The sequence below is a fragment of the Marivirga sp. genome, assembly GCF_024636815.1.
In the GTDB taxonomy this organism is placed as follows: domain Bacteria; phylum Bacteroidota; class Bacteroidia; order Cytophagales; family Cyclobacteriaceae; genus Marivirga.
This window is the reverse complement of sequence record NZ_JAGXGF010000164.1, coordinates 1-21052: the sequence shown is the minus strand read 5'-3', so window position 1 is coordinate 21052 and position 21052 is coordinate 1. Positions and strand designations below refer to the sequence as shown.

16 protein-coding genes and 1 pseudogene are annotated in these 21052 nt (G+C 33.3%); 8 read left to right on the top strand and 9 right to left on the bottom strand.

What is annotated here, in order from left to right:
• The first annotated feature begins 157 nt into the window (after nt 1-157).
• Nucleotides 158-589 carry a hypothetical protein gene (locus Q0L29_RS12190; RefSeq protein ID WP_296622021.1) on the top strand — a complete coding sequence of 144 codons (432 nt, stop codon included), beginning with the start codon at nt 158-160 and terminating at the stop codon, nt 587-589.
• Between the two features lie 7 nt (nt 590-596).
• Here the strand turns inward: Q0L29_RS12190 and Q0L29_RS12185 are convergent, their stop codons facing one another.
• Both Q0L29_RS12185 and ppk1 read right to left on the bottom strand, forming a co-directional pair.
• A complete protein-coding gene (locus Q0L29_RS12185) occupies nt 597-2483 on the bottom strand; it encodes a mucoidy inhibitor MuiA family protein (protein ID WP_296622019.1) in 1887 nt (628 codons plus the stop codon).
• 38 nt (nt 2484-2521) lie between these two features.
• Nucleotides 2522-4639, bottom strand: a complete 2118-nt coding sequence (gene ppk1, locus Q0L29_RS12180) for a polyphosphate kinase 1 (protein WP_296622017.1) — start codon at nt 4637-4639, stop codon at nt 2522-2524.
• Between the two features lie 215 nt (nt 4640-4854).
• Here ppk1 and Q0L29_RS12175 point away from each other — a divergent pair, with 215 nt between their 5' ends.
• From Q0L29_RS12175 to Q0L29_RS12165, 3 genes are read left to right on the top strand one after another with little or no spacing between them, the layout of a single operon-like run.
• Complete coding sequence (locus Q0L29_RS12175; RefSeq protein ID WP_296622023.1) at nt 4855-5217, top strand: PadR family transcriptional regulator; 363 nt, start codon at nt 4855-4857, stop codon at nt 5215-5217.
• Nucleotides 5214-5834 carry a hypothetical protein gene (locus tag Q0L29_RS12170; protein ID WP_296622015.1) on the top strand — a complete coding sequence of 207 codons (621 nt, stop codon included), beginning with the start codon at nt 5214-5216 and terminating at the stop codon, nt 5832-5834. Before Q0L29_RS12175 ends, Q0L29_RS12170 begins: the two co-directional genes overlap by 4 nt.
• A gap of 5 nt (nt 5835-5839) precedes the next feature.
• Nucleotides 5840-6211 (top strand): hypothetical protein, encoded by a 372-nt coding sequence (locus Q0L29_RS12165; protein ID WP_296622014.1) that lies wholly within the window; start codon nt 5840-5842, stop codon nt 6209-6211.
• 77 nt (nt 6212-6288) lie between these two features.
• Here Q0L29_RS12165 and Q0L29_RS12160 read toward each other — a convergent pair whose 3' ends face one another.
• The 3 genes from Q0L29_RS12160 to Q0L29_RS12150 form a co-directional block, all read right to left on the bottom strand.
• Nucleotides 6289-7626: a dihydrolipoamide acetyltransferase family protein gene (locus Q0L29_RS12160; RefSeq protein WP_296622012.1), complete on the bottom strand. Its 1338-nt coding sequence runs from the start codon at nt 7624-7626 to the stop codon at nt 6289-6291.
• A gap of 233 nt (nt 7627-7859) precedes the next feature.
• Entirely contained in the window at nt 7860-9110 is a 1251-nt protein-coding gene (locus tag Q0L29_RS12155) for a competence/damage-inducible protein A (protein ID WP_296622011.1), read from the bottom strand.
• Nucleotides 9111-9118: 8 nt separating this feature from the next.
• A complete protein-coding gene (locus Q0L29_RS12150) occupies nt 9119-13324 on the bottom strand; it encodes a S8 family serine peptidase (RefSeq protein WP_296622010.1) in 4206 nt (1401 codons plus the stop codon).
• Between the two features lie 125 nt (nt 13325-13449).
• On the opposite strand from Q0L29_RS12150, the gene paaN reads away from it, so the two are divergent.
• Both paaN and Q0L29_RS12140 read left to right on the top strand, forming a co-directional pair.
• Nucleotides 13450-15117, top strand: coding sequence for a phenylacetic acid degradation protein PaaN (paaN, locus tag Q0L29_RS12145; protein ID WP_296622008.1), 1668 nt, complete (start codon nt 13450-13452; stop codon nt 15115-15117).
• Between the two features lie 514 nt (nt 15118-15631).
• Entirely contained in the window at nt 15632-16054 is a 423-nt protein-coding gene (locus tag Q0L29_RS12140) for a response regulator (protein ID WP_296622007.1), read from the top strand.
• A gap of 25 nt (nt 16055-16079) precedes the next feature.
• Here the strand turns inward: Q0L29_RS12140 and Q0L29_RS12135 are convergent, their stop codons facing one another.
• Both Q0L29_RS12135 and Q0L29_RS12130 read right to left on the bottom strand, forming a co-directional pair.
• A complete protein-coding gene (locus Q0L29_RS12135; protein WP_296622005.1) occupies nt 16080-16511 on the bottom strand; it encodes a Dabb family protein in 432 nt (143 codons plus the stop codon).
• Nucleotides 16512-16563: 52 nt separating this feature from the next.
• Nucleotides 16564-17499 carry a mechanosensitive ion channel domain-containing protein gene (locus Q0L29_RS12130; protein WP_296622004.1) on the bottom strand — a complete coding sequence of 312 codons (936 nt, stop codon included), beginning with the start codon at nt 17497-17499 and terminating at the stop codon, nt 16564-16566.
• Nucleotides 17500-17606: 107 nt separating this feature from the next.
• Between Q0L29_RS12130 and Q0L29_RS12125 the strand changes: the two genes are divergently transcribed.
• Nucleotides 17607-18359 carry an SOS response-associated peptidase gene (locus tag Q0L29_RS12125; RefSeq protein ID WP_296622003.1) on the top strand — a complete coding sequence of 251 codons (753 nt, stop codon included), beginning with the start codon at nt 17607-17609 and terminating at the stop codon, nt 18357-18359.
• 158 nt (nt 18360-18517) lie between these two features.
• Nucleotides 18518-19204: a hypothetical protein gene (locus tag Q0L29_RS12120; RefSeq protein ID WP_296622001.1), complete on the top strand. Its 687-nt coding sequence runs from the start codon at nt 18518-18520 to the stop codon at nt 19202-19204.
• A gap of 249 nt (nt 19205-19453) precedes the next feature.
• Here the strand turns inward: Q0L29_RS12120 and Q0L29_RS12115 are convergent, their stop codons facing one another.
• Entirely contained in the window at nt 19454-19771 is a 318-nt protein-coding gene (locus tag Q0L29_RS12115) for a hypothetical protein (RefSeq protein WP_296621999.1), read from the bottom strand.
• Nucleotides 19772-19989: 218 nt separating this feature from the next.
• A pseudogene (locus Q0L29_RS12110) lies at nt 19990-21052 on the bottom strand (hypothetical protein); the annotation flags it as partial.

Here is a 21052-nt window from a genome sequence, read left to right as displayed (position 1 = left end):
AAAGGGGAAAACTTTTCCATAAAATCCAATATACTGCGTTGTCTTTCCTCGATATAGCTCGCTATATCTTCTAAAAGACGCCTTGTCTATTTAATTTTATGAAAATCTGAATTTCCAAATTAGAGTCGAACTCAGGTTAGTAATAAATCATGTCAATATGAGATTATACACTCACCCAAAGCTTAGAATCACTGTTGAAGAGATTAAAAATATTACTTATATTAAAGAAGTATGGAGAGGCATTTTAAATCCTGTAGTTTTCAGAGATTTAATAAATACCTCATTAGAAGTATATGCTAAAGAAATTAAAAACCATAAAATCACTGGTCAGGATAAGTTTCTTTTATATGCTGATGTAACTGAATTAGAAATGATCCGACAAGAAGAGATCACCTGGCTTAACACTGAAATCAATCCTCAATATGAAAAATTAGGTTTTACTCATCAGGCCGTATTGTCACCTATCACCCAAATAGCCTCTAATAAGGTGGATGAGTATCATTCCGATGAGGATGAATCACCTTTTGTCACCAAAGTATTTAAAGAGCATAAAAAGGCATTAAAATGGTTTTTGGATGAGGTGAAATAAAAAGTTACTATTCTAAAATGACCTTCTCATCCTTAGGATATTTCACATCATAAATAAAAACTTTTTTCTCAGTTTCATTACTATTGATATTCATATCCCATCTTAACTCTCCTGTTTTTTCATTGTAATTAGCCTTAGAAGATTTTTCTAGTGTAACCACTATGTCATCTCTAAGTGATACAGGCACCTGATCATAAAGCGTTAAATCTATTTTTTGAGACTTAGTATTTCTTATTTTAATTTCAAATCCCAGCTTTTTGCTCTTATTGAAGCCAATAAAACTGCTTTTACTAAAGTCATCAATTTTATCTCGTTCAATGATTATGCTTTTATCATTCCCTAATGAAATTTTAAGCGTATCAATTGTGGCATTAGCATTTAAAATTGAGGTACCCACAAAAGATCCTTCAAAGAAAAGTTTTGCTTCCCCATCCATCAAGTTATATTGATCCCAGTTGGCGATTCCAGCTACTAAATAAGCATTTTTATCCAATTTAGGGATAGCAACATATCGATACTCTGCTTCCATCTCATATTTCTTTAAATCGATATAGGTTTGAGGATTTCCTGATTTGATAGTATAGGGTTCATCCACTTCAAATTCTACATTAGTTTGTCTTCTAATGGTAGTCGCGGTCATCCTTTCTGCTTGTTTAACATTTACACCTGCTGCTCTTCCTTGGAGCCTTGAACTTACTGAAGAACGCACTTCCGCAGCAGCATAACCCGTGACCACTACCTCAGATAATTGCTGAACATCTGGTTTCAAGCTAACATTTAAAATAGATGAATTTACATTTAGCGTTTTTGTTTCCATTCCGATATAACTAAAAGTCAACTGATTTGCTCCTTTAGGCATGGTTATAGAATAATTCCCTTGTAAATCAGTTGTGGTACCGATAGATGTCCCTTTAGCAATTACATTAACCCCGGGCAAGGCTTCCCCTGTTTCCGCATCCATCACTGTTCCTTTTACAGCGTTATTGCTAACTTTTAAGTTAGATAGATTATTATCCTGGAAATTGGTAAATCGAGCATAATCTAAGTACCAGGTTTCTAATTCGGGAGCCTCCTTATTTTGATTGGGTTCACCATTTGAAAATCTTAATTTCACATCATTCCAATCTTCACCCGTTTGTTGGAAAACTTCCGCCTGATATTCCAAATCAATAGGCTTAGTGATATTGGTTACATTCAATCTGTATTTAGGATACCAGCCTGCACCATTAACAAAATAACTAATTTCAAAAGATGAATTGGTTGTTTGAAGTGCCTCTAACTTAATTAAAATAATACTCTTAGTTTCGTTCTTACTGTCTTTAGTAATATTTAATTGGTTTTTTAAGTTACTTAATCGAGATTTTAACTCATTAATTTCGAGCTTGATTTCTGATTGTTCAGACTTGATAGAGGTTAATTCTTTTTCATAAAGCCCTAACATTTGAAGCAATTGGCTTGAAGTGACATTTTCAATTCCAAGATTTTTATTTGCTGAAATAAGAGTTTCTTTCTCGTTTAAAACCTCAATTCTATTCGTTTTTCTTCTAAGATCTGATTCTACTTTATCTATAATTGTTTGAAGAATGTCAACGGTCTTGGTGTTAATTTCTTCTTCCAAATAATCAAATTGGTGCTGAACCGATAAAATCTTTATATCACCAGTACCTTTTACATTAATACTATTTGGATATAAAAGAGCAGAAAGGGATTTAACTATAACTGTATGATCTCCTTTCCTTAAATTTATTTTTCCTTCCCGAAAAATCTGAGCACCCTGTAAGTAAACAGTTACTTCCTTGGTCTCCGTTTTTAAGATTTTCTCACTATCTCCTGTTTGGCCAAAAAATGGATAAGAAACCGAAACAAATAAAAAAATTAGCAAAAAATGCTTCATATTATAATCATTAAATAGTCAAAATAGTATTTGCAGTCTTACTCAAACAACTTCACATCCTCAATCAGCTCCGGTGTCACCTTGAAAAATTCTTCATGAATATTAAAAATAGGCTCTTCATTGGTTTTTACTTCTTTATAAAAGCTATCTTCATTCATTTCATAAGAATTTACATTATCCCATAAATTATATCTTAAGATGTTCATGACCTGTCTTTTCAAGGTATCATCCACAATCAAAAATAAAGATTCTAATCTTCGTTCAAAAGATCTTACCATCATATCCGCACTTCCACCATAAAGTTTAGGTTCTCCGTTATTGTGGAAATAATAGATACGGGAATGTTCCAAATAATTACCCACTATGGAGCGTACAGTAATATTTTCACTTAAGCCTTTTCTTCCGGGCCTTAAACAGCAAATTCCTCTGACAATCAATTTAATTCTAACACCTGCCTGAGAAGCGGAATATAATTCCTCAATGGTTTCTTTATCTTCCAAAGAATTGATTTTGATACAAATACCAGACGGTAAACCTGCTTTAGCATTTTCAGCTTCTTGCTGTATCAAATGAATCAAGCGTGTTCGCATATCTTTAGGTGCTGTGATCAATCGCTCATATTCATGTGGCAAACTATGTCCCGTAATTACATTAAAGAACTCAGAAATATCCTGAGCATAAGTCTCGTCTGTGGTCATCAAGCCTATATCCGTATATAATCTTGCGGTTTCTTCATTATAATTCCCACTTGCCATATGCAAATAACGAGTTACTTTTTCCTTTTCCTTGCGGACAATCATCAAAAGCTTAGTATGCGTTTTATAACGACTTATCCCATATATCACAAAACAGCCAGCCTTTTGCAGTCTTTTAGCTTCACGAATGTTATTTTCCTCATCAAATCGAGCCTTAACCTCAAAAAGCACGGAAACGTGTATTCCATTTTCAGCAGCCTTTAGCAAAGCATTCGTAATTCTAGAATCATTTGCCAATCGATAGATCGTCAGCTTTATGGATAAAACCTTTGGATCCTCAGCTGCTTTTTCCAGCATATCTATCACAGGCTCAATATTATTATAAGGATGGTGTAATAAGATATCCCGATCCTTTAAAATCTCGAAGATATTATCTGAATCAGACTTATGCTCAGGAAAAGCTAAAGGTGGTACAGGATCAGGAGTAGAAGGAATTTTATCTTTAAACTCTGTATGTTTAATGATTTGCCATAGCGCGCTATAATCTACTAAATCACCTTTTTTAAATTTAAAAATATTGTCTTTGTCGATTTCCCAACGATCGCAAAGCGTTTTCATCATCCATTTATCATAATCCTTATCGATTTCAATACGCACTACCCTACCTGTTTTACGAGTTTTGAGCTTTTTACGCATCTCTTCTAAGAAATTCGCTTCTATATCATCACTTTCCTCCAAAGTAAAATCGCCATTTCGCGTAATTCGGAAAAGGTTTACGGAAAGTATTTCTATGTTTCTGAATAACTTTTCGATATTGGCTTTTACTAATTCCTCAATTGGAATAAAAAGCATTTTATCATCTCGCTCCACCTCATAAAAGCGCTGAATATTTTGTGGAATCTGTATAAATGAAAGCTTTCTATTATCTTTTTTCTCACCAAAAGATCGAGTTACTACTGAAAAAATCAGCAGTTTATTCATCAAAATCGGGAAAGTATGGTAATTATCATAAACCATGGGTGTAAGCATGGGGAATATGATTTTGTCGAAAAAGCTATTGGCTTTCTTTAATTCTGTTGGGGTTAAATCTGCTAAGTCTGCAATTTTTAAGCCATTTTCTTCAAAAAGAGGCTCAAGTTCTTCTTCAAATAGCACATTTTGAGATTTAACAAAATTCTGACATTCAGTTAAAAGCTTTTTTCGGAAAGGCAATTCTCTTAAGCCTGAATAATCTATGCGTTCTCTTCCATAATCAATGTAATTATAAAGAGAGCCAACTCGGATCATGAAAAACTCATCTAAATTTGAAGCCGTAATAGCTAAAAATTTAAGCCTGTCAAATATGTTTCGACTTGGTTTGCGTGCCAAATCCAACACTCTATAGTTAAACTGTAGCCAGCTTAAATCTCGGCTGACTAAGTTACTTTTATTAATTAATGATGTAATTCTATCTATTGCCATGGATAATAATTCAATTTCTAAATTTAAAAAGCTTTTAGCTTATTTGTTCGATAAAGAAAATATTTTGATTTGGAGACCGAACTAAAGCTCGAATAGCAAATAAACAAAAATACACTCAAATATTAGTCTGTTTTGCATTATTCTATTGTTAAACAGCTAAAATTCAAATTTTTTAATAAATTTTTTAACATTTTATTTTGATACATTGTATTTTGATGTATATTTACGCTATGTATTCAAAAGAATTATTAAAAGGCACGCTAGGAGTTATCATTTTAAAGCTCCTTGAAGAAAACGGAAAAATGTATGGCTATGAAATCTGCCAAAAGGTTAAGGATATATCAGATGGTAAAATCCTAATTAAAGATGGGAGCCTCTATCCTACGCTCCATAAGCTTTTGAAAGATGGTATTTTAACTACTGAAGAAGTGAATATTGGAAAAAGAGTGAGGAAGTATTATACACTCACACCAAAAGGGAAAGGCGAGAAGAAAATAGTGGTGAAGGAGTTGGAAGATTTCATGGAAACCTTAAATAAAATAGTATTTACGGATAACAAAACCTCTCCTGCGCTATGATAACGGATGAACAATTTTCTTTTATCAATCAAAAAATCAAGAAAAGCAGCATTTCTTCAAAAGAAATTCAAGATGACCTGATTGATCATTTTTGTTGTTTAATCGAAATTGAGATGCAAAGAGGACAAGCATTTGAAGAAGCCTATCGGAAGGCATATATTCAAACCACCCCTAATGGATTTGAAGAAATACAGTTTGAAACTTTCTTTTTATTAAACCATAAAAAAATAATACTTATGAAACAGTTCACTTACATTTCGGGATATTTATTTGCCCTAACGACCACAGTGGGGGCATTTTTCAAAATTATGCATTTCCCGGGTGCAGCACTTTTATTGTTTATAGGCTTAATGGGAATATCTTTTATATTCTTGCCTTTATTGCTTTTTAATAAATTTAAAGACAAGGTCTTTAAAGTGATGTCAGAGAAACTTAAATGGATATTTGGTACTTTAAGTTTAATGTTACTTTTAGTTGGAAGTTGTTTTAAAGTGCTTCATTTACCTGGAGCAATGGTACTTTTAGGTATAGGCATGATCATATTTGGAATCTTGTTTTTACCTTTCTTATTTTTAAGAATGTTCAAATCTAGTCAAGAAGAGGCTACAAGTAATTGAGCAGTATGAAAAAAATCATTCACATTTCAGCCGGGCTATTTAGTTTCATATTCATGTTAGGATTTTTCTTTATGACTTTGAAACTTCCTTACTCTTATGTATTGCTTTATTTAGGAGGGACTGTAGCCGGGCTGATTTGTTTTCCATTAGTTTTTCTGTACGAATGGAAAGAGCATAAACTAACTGAAAACAGAATACTTTTTCAGTGGGTTTTTGGACAATCTGCAGTGGTGATTTTTGTGATTTCAACCTGGCTCAGGTTTAGCAATACATTTTCCGCCAATATTACACTAGGAATTTCATTTTCAATTTTGGCCTTTACTTTCTTCCCTCTTTTATTTTACAATATGTATAAACAGTCTTTAGAAGAGATTTAAGAAATTTTACTTTTTTGAAATTGTAGAAACAAAAAAAGGACTGCTACCAGTCCTTTTTTAATCAATTCATTAAATTATTATAGATCTTTTTTAACATCCCATTTTTCTAAATAGTCTGCTACTCTTCTTACTACCATTCCTCCTAAAGAACCATCTACCACACGGTGATCATAAGAGTGCGATAAGAACATTTTATGTCTGATGGCGATTACATCCCCTTGAGGAGTTTCCAATACAGCAGGCTTCTTCACAATGGCTCCTAAAGCTAGGATACCAACTTGTGGTTGCATGATAATAGGCGTACCCATCACATTACCAAAAGAACCTACATTAGAAATTGTAAAAGTACCACCTTCCAATTCTTCAGCTTTCAATTTACCGTCACGAGCTCTTCTAGCTAAATCATTTACTTTATTAGCTAATCCTCTGATATTAAGTTGATCGGCATCTCTGATTACAGGCACAATCAAATTTCCACTTGGTAAAGCTACTGCCATACCAATATTGATATGTTTCTTTTTAATGATTCTGTCTCCATCAACCTGGATATTAATCATTGGGTAATCTTTGATAGCTTTTACTACCGCTTCAATAAAAATTGGTGTAAAAGTCAAATTACCATCTTCCTGCTCTTTAAAAGTATTTTTATGTTTGTTTCTCCATTGCACTACGCTGGTCATATCAGCTTCTACAAATGAAGTAACATGTGGAGAAATGCGTTTAGAATCCACCATTCTACCAGCAATCATCTTACGCATTCTGTCCATTTCAATGATTTCATCATCACCTGAAATGCTAACAGGAACTCCTTTTGGAGCTGGCTGAGCTGCTGGCTGTGAGCTTGAAGCTGCTTGAGCAGTACTAGGCTGGCTGGCAGCTTGAGCAGGAGCTTCACCCCTATTATCTAAATAGGATAAAATATCTTTTTTGGTAACTCGTCCATCTTTCCCGCTTCCTGAGATAGATTCCAATTCGGCCATTGCTACATTCTCCTCTTTAGCAATATTTCGTACTAAAGGAGAATAGAACTTACCAGATTCAGAACGAGCAGCTATATCATGTCCATTATTTCCTGATGCTGAAGACAAGCTAGTCTCAGCTGTTGCAGTGGCTGGAGCGGCACTTTCTTGTTTTTCAGGTTTCTCAGCACTACCTGTATCGGCAGCAGCAGTTCCTTCAGTTTCTATAATTGCTATTGGTTTACCAACTGCAACTACATCCCCTTCTTGAACCAATATTTGCTTTAAGACACCCGCTTCTAATGCTGGTACTTCAGTATCCACCTTATCGGTGGCTACTTCTAATACTGATTCATCTTCTTCAATAGTGTCACCTTCTTTTTTTAACCAGGTAAGCACTGTTGCTTCCATTATACTTTCGCCCATTTTGGGCATTACCATTTCTACCGTTGCCATGAAATAATTAGTCGTTTATTGAAATGAAAAAACTTTTGAAATATAATCATTTTTCAAAGGACGTTTTCCTTTTTTATCACCCAGATAAAACCTGTCAGGTTTATTCTTGTTGTGTGAGACAAATAGTTATTTAACTATCTGCTTTTATTTAAAATTAAAACCTGACAGGTTTGTTCTTAGCACAAAACCAAATCAAATTTGTACAAAATTAGCATTTATAAACTTTTTCTCAATTATTTTGAGCTTAAAGTTTGTCGAACCAAATTTAATAACGAATTAGACGTGATTTCGATATTACTCTCTCTATCGAATTGGAAATGATACAATTTAGTTTGGGTATTCTTCCCATCTGCCAAAGCAACCCAAGTTGTACCTACTGGTTTCTCTTCAGATCCGCCTCCAGGTCCGGCAATACCACTAGTTGAAATACCAATATCCGCTCCGAAAAGTTCACGAACCCGTTCAGCCATTTCAATAACAGTTTGTTCACTTACAGCACCATATTGCTGTATAGTTTCTTTCTTAACGCCCAATATATTAATCTTTAAATCATTATGATAAGGATTAATCCCGCCACGATAATATTTAGAACTTCCTGAGTTAGAAGTAATCAAATGCGCAATATATCCACCTGTACAGCTTTCTGCACAGGCTATAGTCAAATCTTTTTCAGTAAGTAGCTCTCCTATTTTAGCTGGTAAATTTGTATCATCCGTACCATAAATATATTTCCCCACCTGTTCATAAAGTTTGTCCACTTCCTGGTCAATCAACTTTTGAAGATGCTTTTCATCCTGACCCGAAGCTGTCAATCGCAGTTTTACTTGATTGAGACCTGGTAAATAAGCCAACTTTATCTCTTTAGGTAAATTATCTTCCCAATCTTCTAATCTTTCAGCCAAAATACTTTCCTGGATACCAACAGTTTTGACCATTTCGTGAATGAGAACTGGTGTTTTATAAAATTCTTTGAATTTGGGAATGATGGTGTCTTCCATCATATATTTCATTTCTTTCGGAACCCCCGGCATCGAAATAAATACTTTATCGTCTTTCTCAAACCACATACCTGGGGCTGTACCGTACTTATTATCGACTGGCAAACATTTTTCAGGTAATTCTGCCTGTCCTTTGTTTAGTTCATTAAGCTCACGGCCTCTTTTAGCAAATCTCTCTTTTAAAACTTCCAGGATGTCTTCATGTAATTTCATTCCGGAATCGAAATACTCGGCTAAAAGTGGTTTAGTCAAATCATCTTTAGTAGGACCCAGACCACCAGTTATAATAATAATATCAGCATTTGCTTCTGCTTCTTCAAAAGCTCGCATCATGGCATCTCTATTATCAGCCACAGTGACTTTTCTTTTCACACGGATGCCCAGTTTATCCAACTCCGCACTGATATAATGAGAATTAGTATCTAATGTTTGTCCGTATAATATTTCATCTCCAATGGAAATGAGTTCTGCAAAAATATCTTTCATAAAATATGTTATCTTCTTATTACAAATAAAAAGGAAGCTTCTTGTTTCCCTTTTCTAATAATTAAATAATAAGCTCCTTGTTTTAATTCTGATACGTCAACTATTTCAGTTTGTAACAAAGGTTTATCATTATTTGATCTCATTACCTCTTTACCTTTAGTATCAATCACACTATAAGAATCAAATTTAAACTGACTCTTTCCTGTGAGATGAACAAACTTATCAGCAGGATTCGGATAAATAGAGAAATAAGATTTCAACTCAGTTATGTTACCCAATAGAGGATCATTAAAAACTACAATTTGCTTTTCTGCAAAATCGCTGCATCCTAAAGTATCCGAAACATTTAATTGGATTTTATAAACTCCTGCTTCAATTAATGTGTGATTAATTATTTCTTCTCCTCCTATTGTTTGATTATTGATTTTCCAAGACCAATCACTAGCGCTTTCTGAAAGGGATTCCAAATGAATTTCTTCTTCGAATGCTAAATTAATAGTGTCATGAGACACAGAAAAATCAGCATTCAAATCACTCACAAACACAGGAACTTCAACAACTTCAGATGGATGGATATTTTCTACATTGACCGCAAATACACTCATATTCTCACTAACTTGATCAATATTGACCTCTGCTCCTTTTCCAATATATTGAGTTAAACCCTGATCTTCATAATAAAAAACCTTGTCAGAATTTATAGCTGATAGTACTAAACTTTCATTTTGGCATAAATAATAAGGTTCAAACTCTGGAATTTCACTTGGCATATTTTGAAAGCTTACGGAATCAATACAGCCTGTTTCAGATATTGCAAATAGCTTAAGTGGTCCATTTTTAAGATTTTCTAACTCGAAATAAATCTCTTGAGCTGTACCCAAAGTATCTTCATTTATCATCCAAATTAGTTGTTGAGCCAATTCACTTTTGCTTTCAGCCAAGGCTCTCATTCCCTCATTGGCAGAGGACATATCAAGAGTTACATCCATTTTAGCCTTGAGTTGAACGACCTTAGCTTCTATTTCAACACTTTTTGAAGGGTAATCACCTAATTCATTTCTGATATAAAGAATGGTATCATTTGTAAAATTCTCTATTATAAACTCAGCGCCTTTAAATAGTTGGTTCTCTAATAGACTATCCGCATAAATCGTTAATTCTTCAAGATTAGGGTCAGAAATAACTAAATCTTCATTTAAACAAACTTCTATGTCTGAGATTTGTGGTTTTTGAGCTCGCTGAAATACATTAAAAATTTTAGTAAAAGTATCAGTACAACCAATGCTATTGCTTATTATTAATTCAGCCGAAAATTCTCCTTCTGAATCAAAAACAATATTTGGATGCTGATTAGTAGAAGAAAATCCATTGCTAAATGTCCATTGCCAACTAATAGCATCTTGACTTTGATCAGTAAACTTAAAACTACTGGTTTCTTCTACCTCAATTAATAAGGTATCTGAAGGTAGAGCAAAAGAAGCTATAGGTTTTTGAATCGAGATAATTAGCCTTTTCCTTAAACTGGAAAATCCCAAAGAATCTTTCTCCACCATATAAAAAGTGGTGTCATTTGATAAACTACCTGTTTCAAAATCAGTACCTGAATAGAGGGCTGTATCCACCGTAGCTGAAGCGTAAATATCAAATGTATGATTTTCAGCAGCCTTTATAATAGGGCTATCAGCCTGGCAAATAAAGACTTGTCTACCAAAAGGAAGCAAAGTATAACTTAAAGAATCCTTTTCTCTAGCTTTTTGTACTAATCCTTTTAAGGTTTCTAAATTATTGGCTCTCAAAACGGCAAATGAAACTGATTGAGCAGTGTATGCAGGAAATTCAGGCAGTAGAATTCCGTGAAGACCACCAACATTATTTCCACCCGTCTGCTCTCCTGCTGTCTGTTTAGAAAAAGAGTTTTGCAATGCATTCCTGATTACACTTTGCTTAAGACTATCATTTTCCAAATCACTGGTATGACCATTTTCAATACCTAAATCAAGCGCATAAAAAACCGAATCCTGATTAGTCAATAAACTTAATCCCACATATTCATTTTCTAATTCATCATAAGCGTAAGAAAGCTGATATGCACTATCATAGAGAATGGTGTTGTTTATCTTATCCCCTAAGGCATAATCCGTGAACAGCGCAAAATAAAGGGAATCATAATTGTTTTCGCTTCTATTCTCTAATCTATAATGATGAATCAGGAAATCTCCTTCATCATTCCAACCTAAAAATCTCTGGTTGATAAGAATGTCCAGAGGAGTGGTAGTTTCAGTTTTCTCCTGAAAAATACTTCTCACATCAAAATCAGCAGTAATATCATCATATCGTTTTAAAGGTCGAAAAGTCTGAAAATCATCAATATATTGAAAAGAGTTAGCATTGATTAATGTATTCCTGTTTAAACTATCTACTCCTGCATAAAGAATTAAACCCATATGGTCTATCAATCTATTACCAATATGATTAACGGCATAATTTGCAAAGGGAGATTCTTTACTTCTCCCAAAATTCCCAGTAGCCGTAAAACCAAAACTCCAATTATTATAATTGAATAGTCTGATTTTAGGACTGCTCTGGATTTGAAATGATTGGTAATCATCGTAAAACGCTCCTCCAAATAAAATTCTGAAATTTAAGGCTTCATTTTCGGGTAAATCGTCAGAAAGCACGACTTTAAATCTATTACTTCCATTATTAATTTTTTCAAATGTATTTAACGACTCAATTGTAAAATCAGCTTGTAAAATGGAAACATATGGACTTGAGGAAGTTAATTTCACATTTACGTTATTAGTCAATTCTAAATAATTGGTGAACTCTACCGTAATATCTAATGTATCTCCAAAATAAGCAGCCTCTTCTAATCCATTGGTATAACTCACATCACTTATTCTGATTGAAGGTTTGTCAAAATCAGCAAGTGCTTTAAAAACATTCAATCTTCCTTTTCCAAATTTATATTGGAAATCACTATTGTTTCCGATATGACTTATATCATCACTACTAACTCTTAATTGCTCCATTACCTGAGATGCATTCCATTCAGGAAATACTGATCGGATAAGTGCTGCAGCTCCTGCCACCATAGGAGCTGCATAAGAAGAACCCGTATCATTACCATAGGTATCATTATTTTCTGTGGTATAAACACTTACACCAGGCGCAACCAAGTCAATAAAGTCACTATAGGTTGCATTGGAATTACGGCTATCATCTGCATTTACAAACCCTATTGAAAGCACATTATCATAGGAAGCTGGAAAAAAATCTAATTCAGCATCAGTATTTCCCGCAGCTGCTACTATCACAACATCTCTTTCCAATACAGCATAATTAATGATATCCTGAGCAAACTGAGAATACCTGCCTGTACTTCCCCAGGAAAGGTTAACAACATCACAACCTTGATTAGCTGCATATATAATCGCATCATAACTATTTCTAGAGAAATTATCTTCAGTTGTGAAAATCTTAATAGGCATAAATTTGGTATTAAAACCTATTCCTGCAATTCCTGTACTATTATCTGTAGATGCGGCTGCTATACCTGTAACTCCTGTACCATGTTTACTTCCATCTGCTTCCGGAGAGTTATCATTATCTGCAAAATCCCAACCATAATAATTATCAATATAGCCGTCATTATCATTATCAACTCCATTAATAGGCTCATTAACATTCAAATATAAATTGCTAACCAAATCTTCATGGTCTAAATCAGCCCCAGTATCGATTATTCCTATTACAATTTCCTCATCACCTTGTGTTACATTCCATGCATCATAGACATTGATTTGTCCTAAGTGAAATTGTGCCATACCGAATTGAGCTTCAGGGTCATTTGGTACATAAAGTGGCTTTACGTTGGGATATTGCTCTGCATATTCAATATTATCAAAACTGTTTAAATAATTAATATACTCCGTTTCCGAGATATTATCATCAATTTCCAGTTTGTAAATATTATCTAATCGTGATTTTCCAGCTTTTCTTTGATTAGCCCCATTAAAATTTCCTATTTTTTTAAAATTCTTGACATTACTATCATTTTGCAGTTGATCAATGTTCAATATATTCTTTGATTTTTGTCTGGCCGAAAGATCTTCATCCTTGAGCTTCACTACAATAAGTCCTGGAACATAATCTTGAGCTACACTTTGCTGAAAAATAAAAATGCTCAGCAAGAGCGGTAAAATGTACTTCATAGGTTGGTTTTTATATATAGTTTTTTCTAAAAAGTTTCCCTTCTACAGAAAAGCATTTTCTCGCTTCAAATCTTAAATGTATATTTAGGCATCGAGAATATAATACAAATTTAAAAATATTATCCATGAGTTTATACGAAAAGCACAAAGACACTTTAAAAAAGGCCATAGATGCTGTTCATGACCGTTCTTTTTATGCACAATATCCCGAACATCCATCTCCTAAAATATACGGAGAAACAGCCGATAAAGATGGGCAGGATAAATTTAAGGCTAGCTTAGATAACAAATTTGAGGATTTACTTCAAGCTGATCCTGAAGCTTGGGTTGGTCAGGAAGAATCTCCCTATTTACAAAAACCTTTAGGGATTTTATATCCTTCGTTTAGTGCAGAAACTTTAATTGACAGAAGCCAAAAAGCCTGGACACAATGGAGAAACACTTCTATTGATGACAGAGCAGCTATTTTAGTGGAAAGTTTAGACAGGTTTAAAGAACGTTTCTTTGAAAATGCATATGCCACCATGCATACCACAGGTCAAGGTTATATGATGGCATTTCAGGCATCGGGACCTCATGCAGCAGATCGTGCAATGGAGGCAATTGCCTTTGGATATGATGAATTGAAAAGATTTCCTGAAAAGAAATTTTGGGATAAGCCAATGGGTAAATTCAATGTGCAGTTGAATAAAAGCTGGAAGCCAATGCCAAAAGGATTAAGCATGGTAGTAGGTTGTAGCACCTTCCCTACCTGGAATTCAGTTCCTGGTTTGTATGCTTCCTTAATCACAGGTAATCCTTGTATTGTCAAACCACATCCTGGCGCAATCTTGCCAATGGCTATTGTTGTGGCTGAAATTCAGAAAGTATTAAAGGAAAACGGAATTGACCCGAATGTGTGTCAATTGGCTCCTGATACTTATGATAAAATGATCACTAAAGATCTAGCGGAAAATAAAGCGATCAAATTAATTGATTATACAGGTAGTTCTGCATTTGGAGAATATCTTGAAGATTTGGAGGGTAAAATTGTTTTCACCGAAAAAACCGGAGTTAATTCAGTTATTTTAGATTCAGCTGACAATATTGATAAAGTCGCTCAAAATCTAGCTTTTTCTGTTTGTCTCTATTCAGGTCAAATGTGTACTTGTCCGCAAAACTTCTTTATACCTGAAGGCGGTATTAAGACTCCAGATGGAAAAGTGAGCTTTGAAGATTTTGCTCAGAAATTAGTGGACAATATCAACGGATTGGTAGATAATCCAAAAGCTGGACCATTTGTATTGGGCGCAATTCAAAACCCAAATACTTTGAGTCATCCTGAAGAAGCTAAAAAATTAGGTGGAAAAGTTTGGCTAGAGAGCAGAACAATTAAAAATCCAATGTTTGAAAAAGCCCGAACCGCTACTCCTATTGTGGTAGAAATGAATGCTGCTGATGAGGATAAATTCACTAAAGAGTTATTTGGCCCAGTGGTTTTATTAATCAAGACTAAGGATACCAACCAGTCAGTAGAATTAGCTTCCAGCTTAGCTGAAAATCATGGTGCAATTTCATGTGCGGCTTACACTACGGATGAAACCATCAAGAATCTGATTATGGATCAAATGGGAATGGCGGCTACTTCAGTTAGCTTTAATTTAACAGGTGGTATTTATGTGAATCAAAATGCTGGTTTTTCTGATTTCCATGTAACAGGAGGTAATCCTGCTGGAAATGCTTCTTTAACCAACCCTGAATATTTGATTAAAAGATTTACATGGGTAGGATTTAGAGAGCCTGCTGAAGGATAAAATATAATTAGGTAGTTATTCAAAACCCAAGCTGAGAAGCTTGGGTTTTTTTATGGAAAAAATACACTTTAAACCTAACGAGAACTTGTCCCATTTAAAAAAATTAAATATTCACCTAAAACTGAAAAGATTTAACCATAATTATCCTGTGCCATCAGAAATAGATTAAAGAAAACAAACATTCAAAAGAATTATAAAAGTACAATTCTATTAAAACTAGGTAAATTTCCTAATACAACTTTAAGCATATCACTTAATTTTAATTAGTAATTATACTCAGGTACATAAAGTATTCATACTTCATATTAAACAATATATAATCAAAAAAATAAAAATCACATAGCTTCAATTCAATCACCAAACTATCAATAGCTTTTGTTCATCGAAAACACATATCCTTATATAGTACTATCCCGTATATATAATTAAGTTTGTATAACATTCATCATCATCCATTAATCTTAATCAATTAGTAGCAACATCAGTAAGGCTACATTTTTTAATTGTAAAGGTTATGGACACTTTAGATATTTTATTAATTGAAGATAATGAGGCTGATATTCTTATAACACAAGAAATTTTAAATCAAGTAAGTGGTTTAAATATTCTTAACTCATTAAGTACTGCAGAAGAGGCGATTTTATATTTAAATAAAAGAACTCCATTTCAATTTGTTAAAAAACCTGATCTTATTCTTTTAGATATTAACTTACCCAAAAGCAATGGTTTTGCAGTTTTAGTAGAAGTAAAAAGTACTCCTAGATTAATGGATATTCCTGTTATAATTTTAACTTCATCAAGCTGCGACTATGACAAAGAATTTGCCTTAAAAAACCAAGCAGATCTCTATATGGAAAAGCCTCTGGAATTCGATCGCATAAAAAATTTTCTAAAGGAGCGAGGAAAAATTAATGCCAAATCATTAGAAAATATTTGATTTTCTACCGACATATATTGAAAGCTTATTTTACTTCGCTATTGATAATTTCGGAATCATAAACTTTAATATCTGCCCATAAATGCTGATAGTTATCAATGAATTCCATATGATCAGGATGATCTGCATAGACTTCATAATCTTCCATTGATTTGAACCAGGTAAAAATGGAATAGTCAAATTCATGATCCGCAACCTCTCTTGCCTTGGTGGCGCCTGTCTTGCCCATTTCCGAATTATGAATGACATCAATTAGTAGAAGTTTTTGTAGCCCATTTTCAAATTCATTTTTATGCTTATCTGAAACACTATCCTTTAAATAAAAATAAACATTATGTTGCAGCATACCCTCAGTTGATTGAATCTGATTAGTAGAAAAATCCTTACTTGATTGCTTACAAGACAAGATTAAAGTTGAAATTGATAACCACATTAGAAACTGCAATACCTTCATCATTTTAAATTTTATTATAACATATAAATAGACTTTCTTGAATACTAAAAGCAAATCATTTACTGCCTAGACTATTCTCCGGCCCGATTTTCATTTCAGATAGCTTTTCACCTCCTTTTATTCCAAAATCCAATGTTCTGATTGGGAATGGTATGGTAATATCCTCTCTATCAAATGCATCTTTAATAGCCATTATTGCTGTAGAACGCATTTCAAGATAACTTGGATTATCTGGATACTTTATCCAAAATTTTATTTCAAAATTAATAGAGCTGTCACCGAATTCAGAATAGGTAAATATCATATCTTCCTTTCGTATTACACCCTCCAGATTTTGAATGGTCTCTAAAACCAAATCATGAACCTTATGTAGATCATCTCCATAAGAAATCCCTACTGCTAAATCTATTCGTCTTTGGTTTAATATAGAATAATTGGTGATGGCATTTGATAGAACATCCTTATTGGGCACGTAAACCTCTTGACCTTGAAAAGTTCTGATAACTGTTACACGCAAATTTGTTCGACTTACGACCCCCATCAAATCATCAACTTTAATGACATCATCAATTAAAAAAGGCTTTCTGAAGGCCAAAATAATACCCGAAACAAAATTTGCTGCAATATCTTGAAACGCAAAACCTAAAGCCAAACCGATCACCCCTACTCCGGCCAATAATGAAGTAACTGCTTTATCTAAATTGAGAATATCCAATATAATGAATAACCCTATCCCAATCATGGCATAGTAAATAATGGTAGCAAACAGATTTTGCAGTGCTTTATTATCTGAAGATTTTTGAAATACTTTAATGAATAATTTTCTAACTAAGCCTGCAAGAACAATAAAAAGAATAAACAAAATGATGGAAAGCAACATATTCGGAATCATTTCCACCACCATCTCCATCCATGTATCTAATTTAGATGTTATCGTTTTTATTGGTTGTACTAATTCATTTTTAACTGAGTCAATTTTATTGTCTTGCATATTTATATTGGGTATATACTATTTTAAGTGGTTCTTAAGTTCTCAATTATTTATTTAAAACCAAAATATTTTCTTATCATTAGCTTATGTGTTATGACGCCAGCTATATGACCCAAAAGAAAAAGAAGTATGCCAAACGCCATCCTGATAAAGACTTGAGTGTTTTGGAGCACTTATTTGATGAAGAAGGAAATCCAACTAAACCAATTTTCCATATTACAGGCTTTGAGCACCCTAAATTGCCGGTTATCACCAATGAAAATCCCGATGAATTTAATTTATTTCAATGGGGCCTAATTCCTTCCTGGTCGAAGGATGAGCAACAGGCTCATGAACTCTATAATAAAACCATAAATGCTCGAGCTGAAACTATGTTTGAAAAGCCGGCTTTTAGAAAAGCAGCTAAAGACAAAAGATGTATCATTATGGTGGACGGTTTTTTCGAACACCATCATAAACAAAAACAATTAATCCCCTACTACATAAGCTTGAAAGATAATTCCCCTATAAGCTTAGCTGGAATTTGGGAGGAATGGGAAAATCCTGAAAATGGACATAAAATATCATCTGTTAGTGTAGTAACCACTACAGCAAATCCTTTGATGACTGAGATTCACAATAACCCGAAATTAAAAGAAGCCAGAATGCCCTTGATACTTCCTGAAGAGCTGGAATCGGAATGGTTATTGTCCATTAATGATAAAGTAAGTGAAGAGCAAGTAAAAGCATTAATTAAGCCTTTTGATGAAGAATTAATGCAAGCTTGGCCAGTAAAACCAATTAGAGGAAAGAAAAAGAAATCTCAATCTGCTGATATTATTGAAAAACATGAGATTAGTGAGCAATTAGGGTTGTTTTAGTGTAGGTCAGATCAAAATGCTAGACCTAGTAAAATCCTTTAAAGAAAGATTGCAAACCTAAAATAGAGGTTAAGTATTACAAATTTTGAAAAGCTATAATAGTCAACTTGAAAAATATAATTTGTTTTAATTAATATTTATTTCAAAATTGAGATACTATGCAAAAGAAATTCACTACCATCTTACTGGAATCTGTTTTTATCTTTCTAGCTGTATTTCTATCTTTTTTAGCAGAAGACTATCGTGAAGAGGCCAATTTAAGGAGCCTAGAAAAAGAATCATTGGAAGGTATTTATCAGAATATGAAATCTGATTCTACTGAAATAAAAACAACATATAATATTCTATCAGGAATTCATTTAAGTGGTAACCTTTTACTTAATATGATAGATTCAGGAGTATTAAAAAAAGACTCCGCAGAAATATTATTTGAAAGGCTCTTGATTGGGTATCAATCTTTTTCTCAAAATAGCCACTACGAGGCATTAAAAAGCTCTGGAAACATAACAGAAATTAAAAATACAGATCTGAGGAATAAGCTTACTAATTATTATGAATCTGATAACAAATGGATTCAATTAATTTCAGAAATTTACGGGGGTGGTCACTCTAAATTTGTGGATGATATAAAATCATTTGTCAGAATACGTGATTCAAAATCAGAATATAGCTTTTTAGAAGTTAAAATAATTGATGAAGAAAGAATGAAAAATGATCCTGTTTGGAAAAATTCATTAGGTGAGACTATGGGGTTATTAAAGGTACGTAAAAGCATGTTAAAAGAAAGAAAACAAGATATTCAATTTTTGCGACAGATGATTAGAGAGGAGTTGAGTAATAAATAAATTAGTGAACCAACAATGAACAATATTACACTTCAGCTTAGTTTATAAAACATTCATGATCCTCTGAAATTCCTATTTTTCCTAAACAAAAAGAAGCCAGAATGGCTTAAATTCTGGCTCAGAAACTTGAATACATATGATCATAACCAACAAATCATAAACAAGTTAAAGCTTGTAGATAGACCGAGCAGGATGCTCAATCCACTATAGCTGTAAGAGTAAAATTATTATTTTACAATCCTATAAGTCTTACAATAGAAGAATCAAAAGTAAGGCTATAAGAATAATTGCACCTACTGAGATATAAAGTCCACCGCCTGCTTTTTTCAACTCTTTATTTGCAGCTCTTACTTCTTCTCTAAGTTCCTTCTTTTCTGCACGATTCATATCAGATAGGTTCATTTCCTTAATTTCTACCAATCTGTTTATCAACTTTTCAGATCTGATTTCAGTCATGGGAATGGGATCCGAACTTTTTACATTGTTTCCTGTATCTGCTTTTAAACTAAACGGGGAAAAAGAAAAAGCAAGGGCTACTATTGCGATATATACTTTAATGTTTTTCATAGAGTGATTTTTTAGGTTTTTAGTTATTTCACCTTCAAATTTCAACATATCTAACAAAAAACACTTACATCCAAATTTATATTTCTTACATATATCACATGTTTTAAATTACTTGTAGATTGACCAATTATTGAATAAATAGCACTAAAGTGAGAGGGGAAGCTTGACTATTTCAAAATATGGTAGAAAGCTCAAGTTTTGGTTAAGAGCGGAATCATTTAGGTTTTGTTCAATAATACAAATCTTTCTTTATCCGCACTTTTTACCTTTTGGACAAAATCCTTAAAATCCTGATATTGCTCTACCGGATATTCACCATCATTTAATTGGAATTTACGGATGTAAATAAGTTCATTGCTCTTCTTTATTAATTCTCTATGATATTTCCCATAATCAGATTTAAAATCCAGTTTAGCAAGATCTTTTTCCAAAAGATGATATTTATCGAGCTGATAGCGAATGGTATCATGTTGTACATATCCGTAATTGATTTTTACAGCCGTTTTCCTTTCTTTGTTTGGTAAATTTGCCACAAAGCTGTTAATATATCGATCTGGAGAAATAAATTTTCTATCTCCCATATTTACATACTCTGAATTTGAAGAAAACTCCACTTGATAACCTGCTTCAGGAATTTGATTTTTCTTCATATCGAATAAATCAATACTAGCTATTTTTTGTCCGCCCCAATCATGATTTTCTCGCACCCATTTATTGAGCTCTTTAGAATCTTTCCAATACAATCGCTGAAAATTATGATTATCAATTTCTAATCCTTTATAATTTCTTTCAAATCTTATAGAGGTTAATTGCTCATCCGATAAATCAATGTCAATACTTGTGCTTTGAATATTATCCTCGGGAAGATATTTTTTGGTTGATATTAGTTTACCTCCTTCCGGAGTAATCATCAAAGCCTTACGATTGCTAGTAAATGTCCCCATATAGCCAAAAGGATTGGTTTGAGAGGTACATTCTAAAAATATGGTGTCCTTTTCCATGGGAACCGTTACAATTGCATGGTTAAAATGAGCATTAGGAAAATCCTCTTCCACTTCATTTTGATATTTTCCGGCTCTTATCAGTGTATAAAAACTATACACCCCATAACGTGCCAATAGTGCTTTAGTATAATTTGAAAGTGCTTTGCAATCTCCATATTTTTTTTCGTGCACAAAAGAAGCCTCAAATGGTTGCCAGCCCCCAATTCCAAGCTGAATGCTTACATAGCGGGTATTATTTTGAAGATAATCATACACCAACCGTATTTTCTCCATTTTT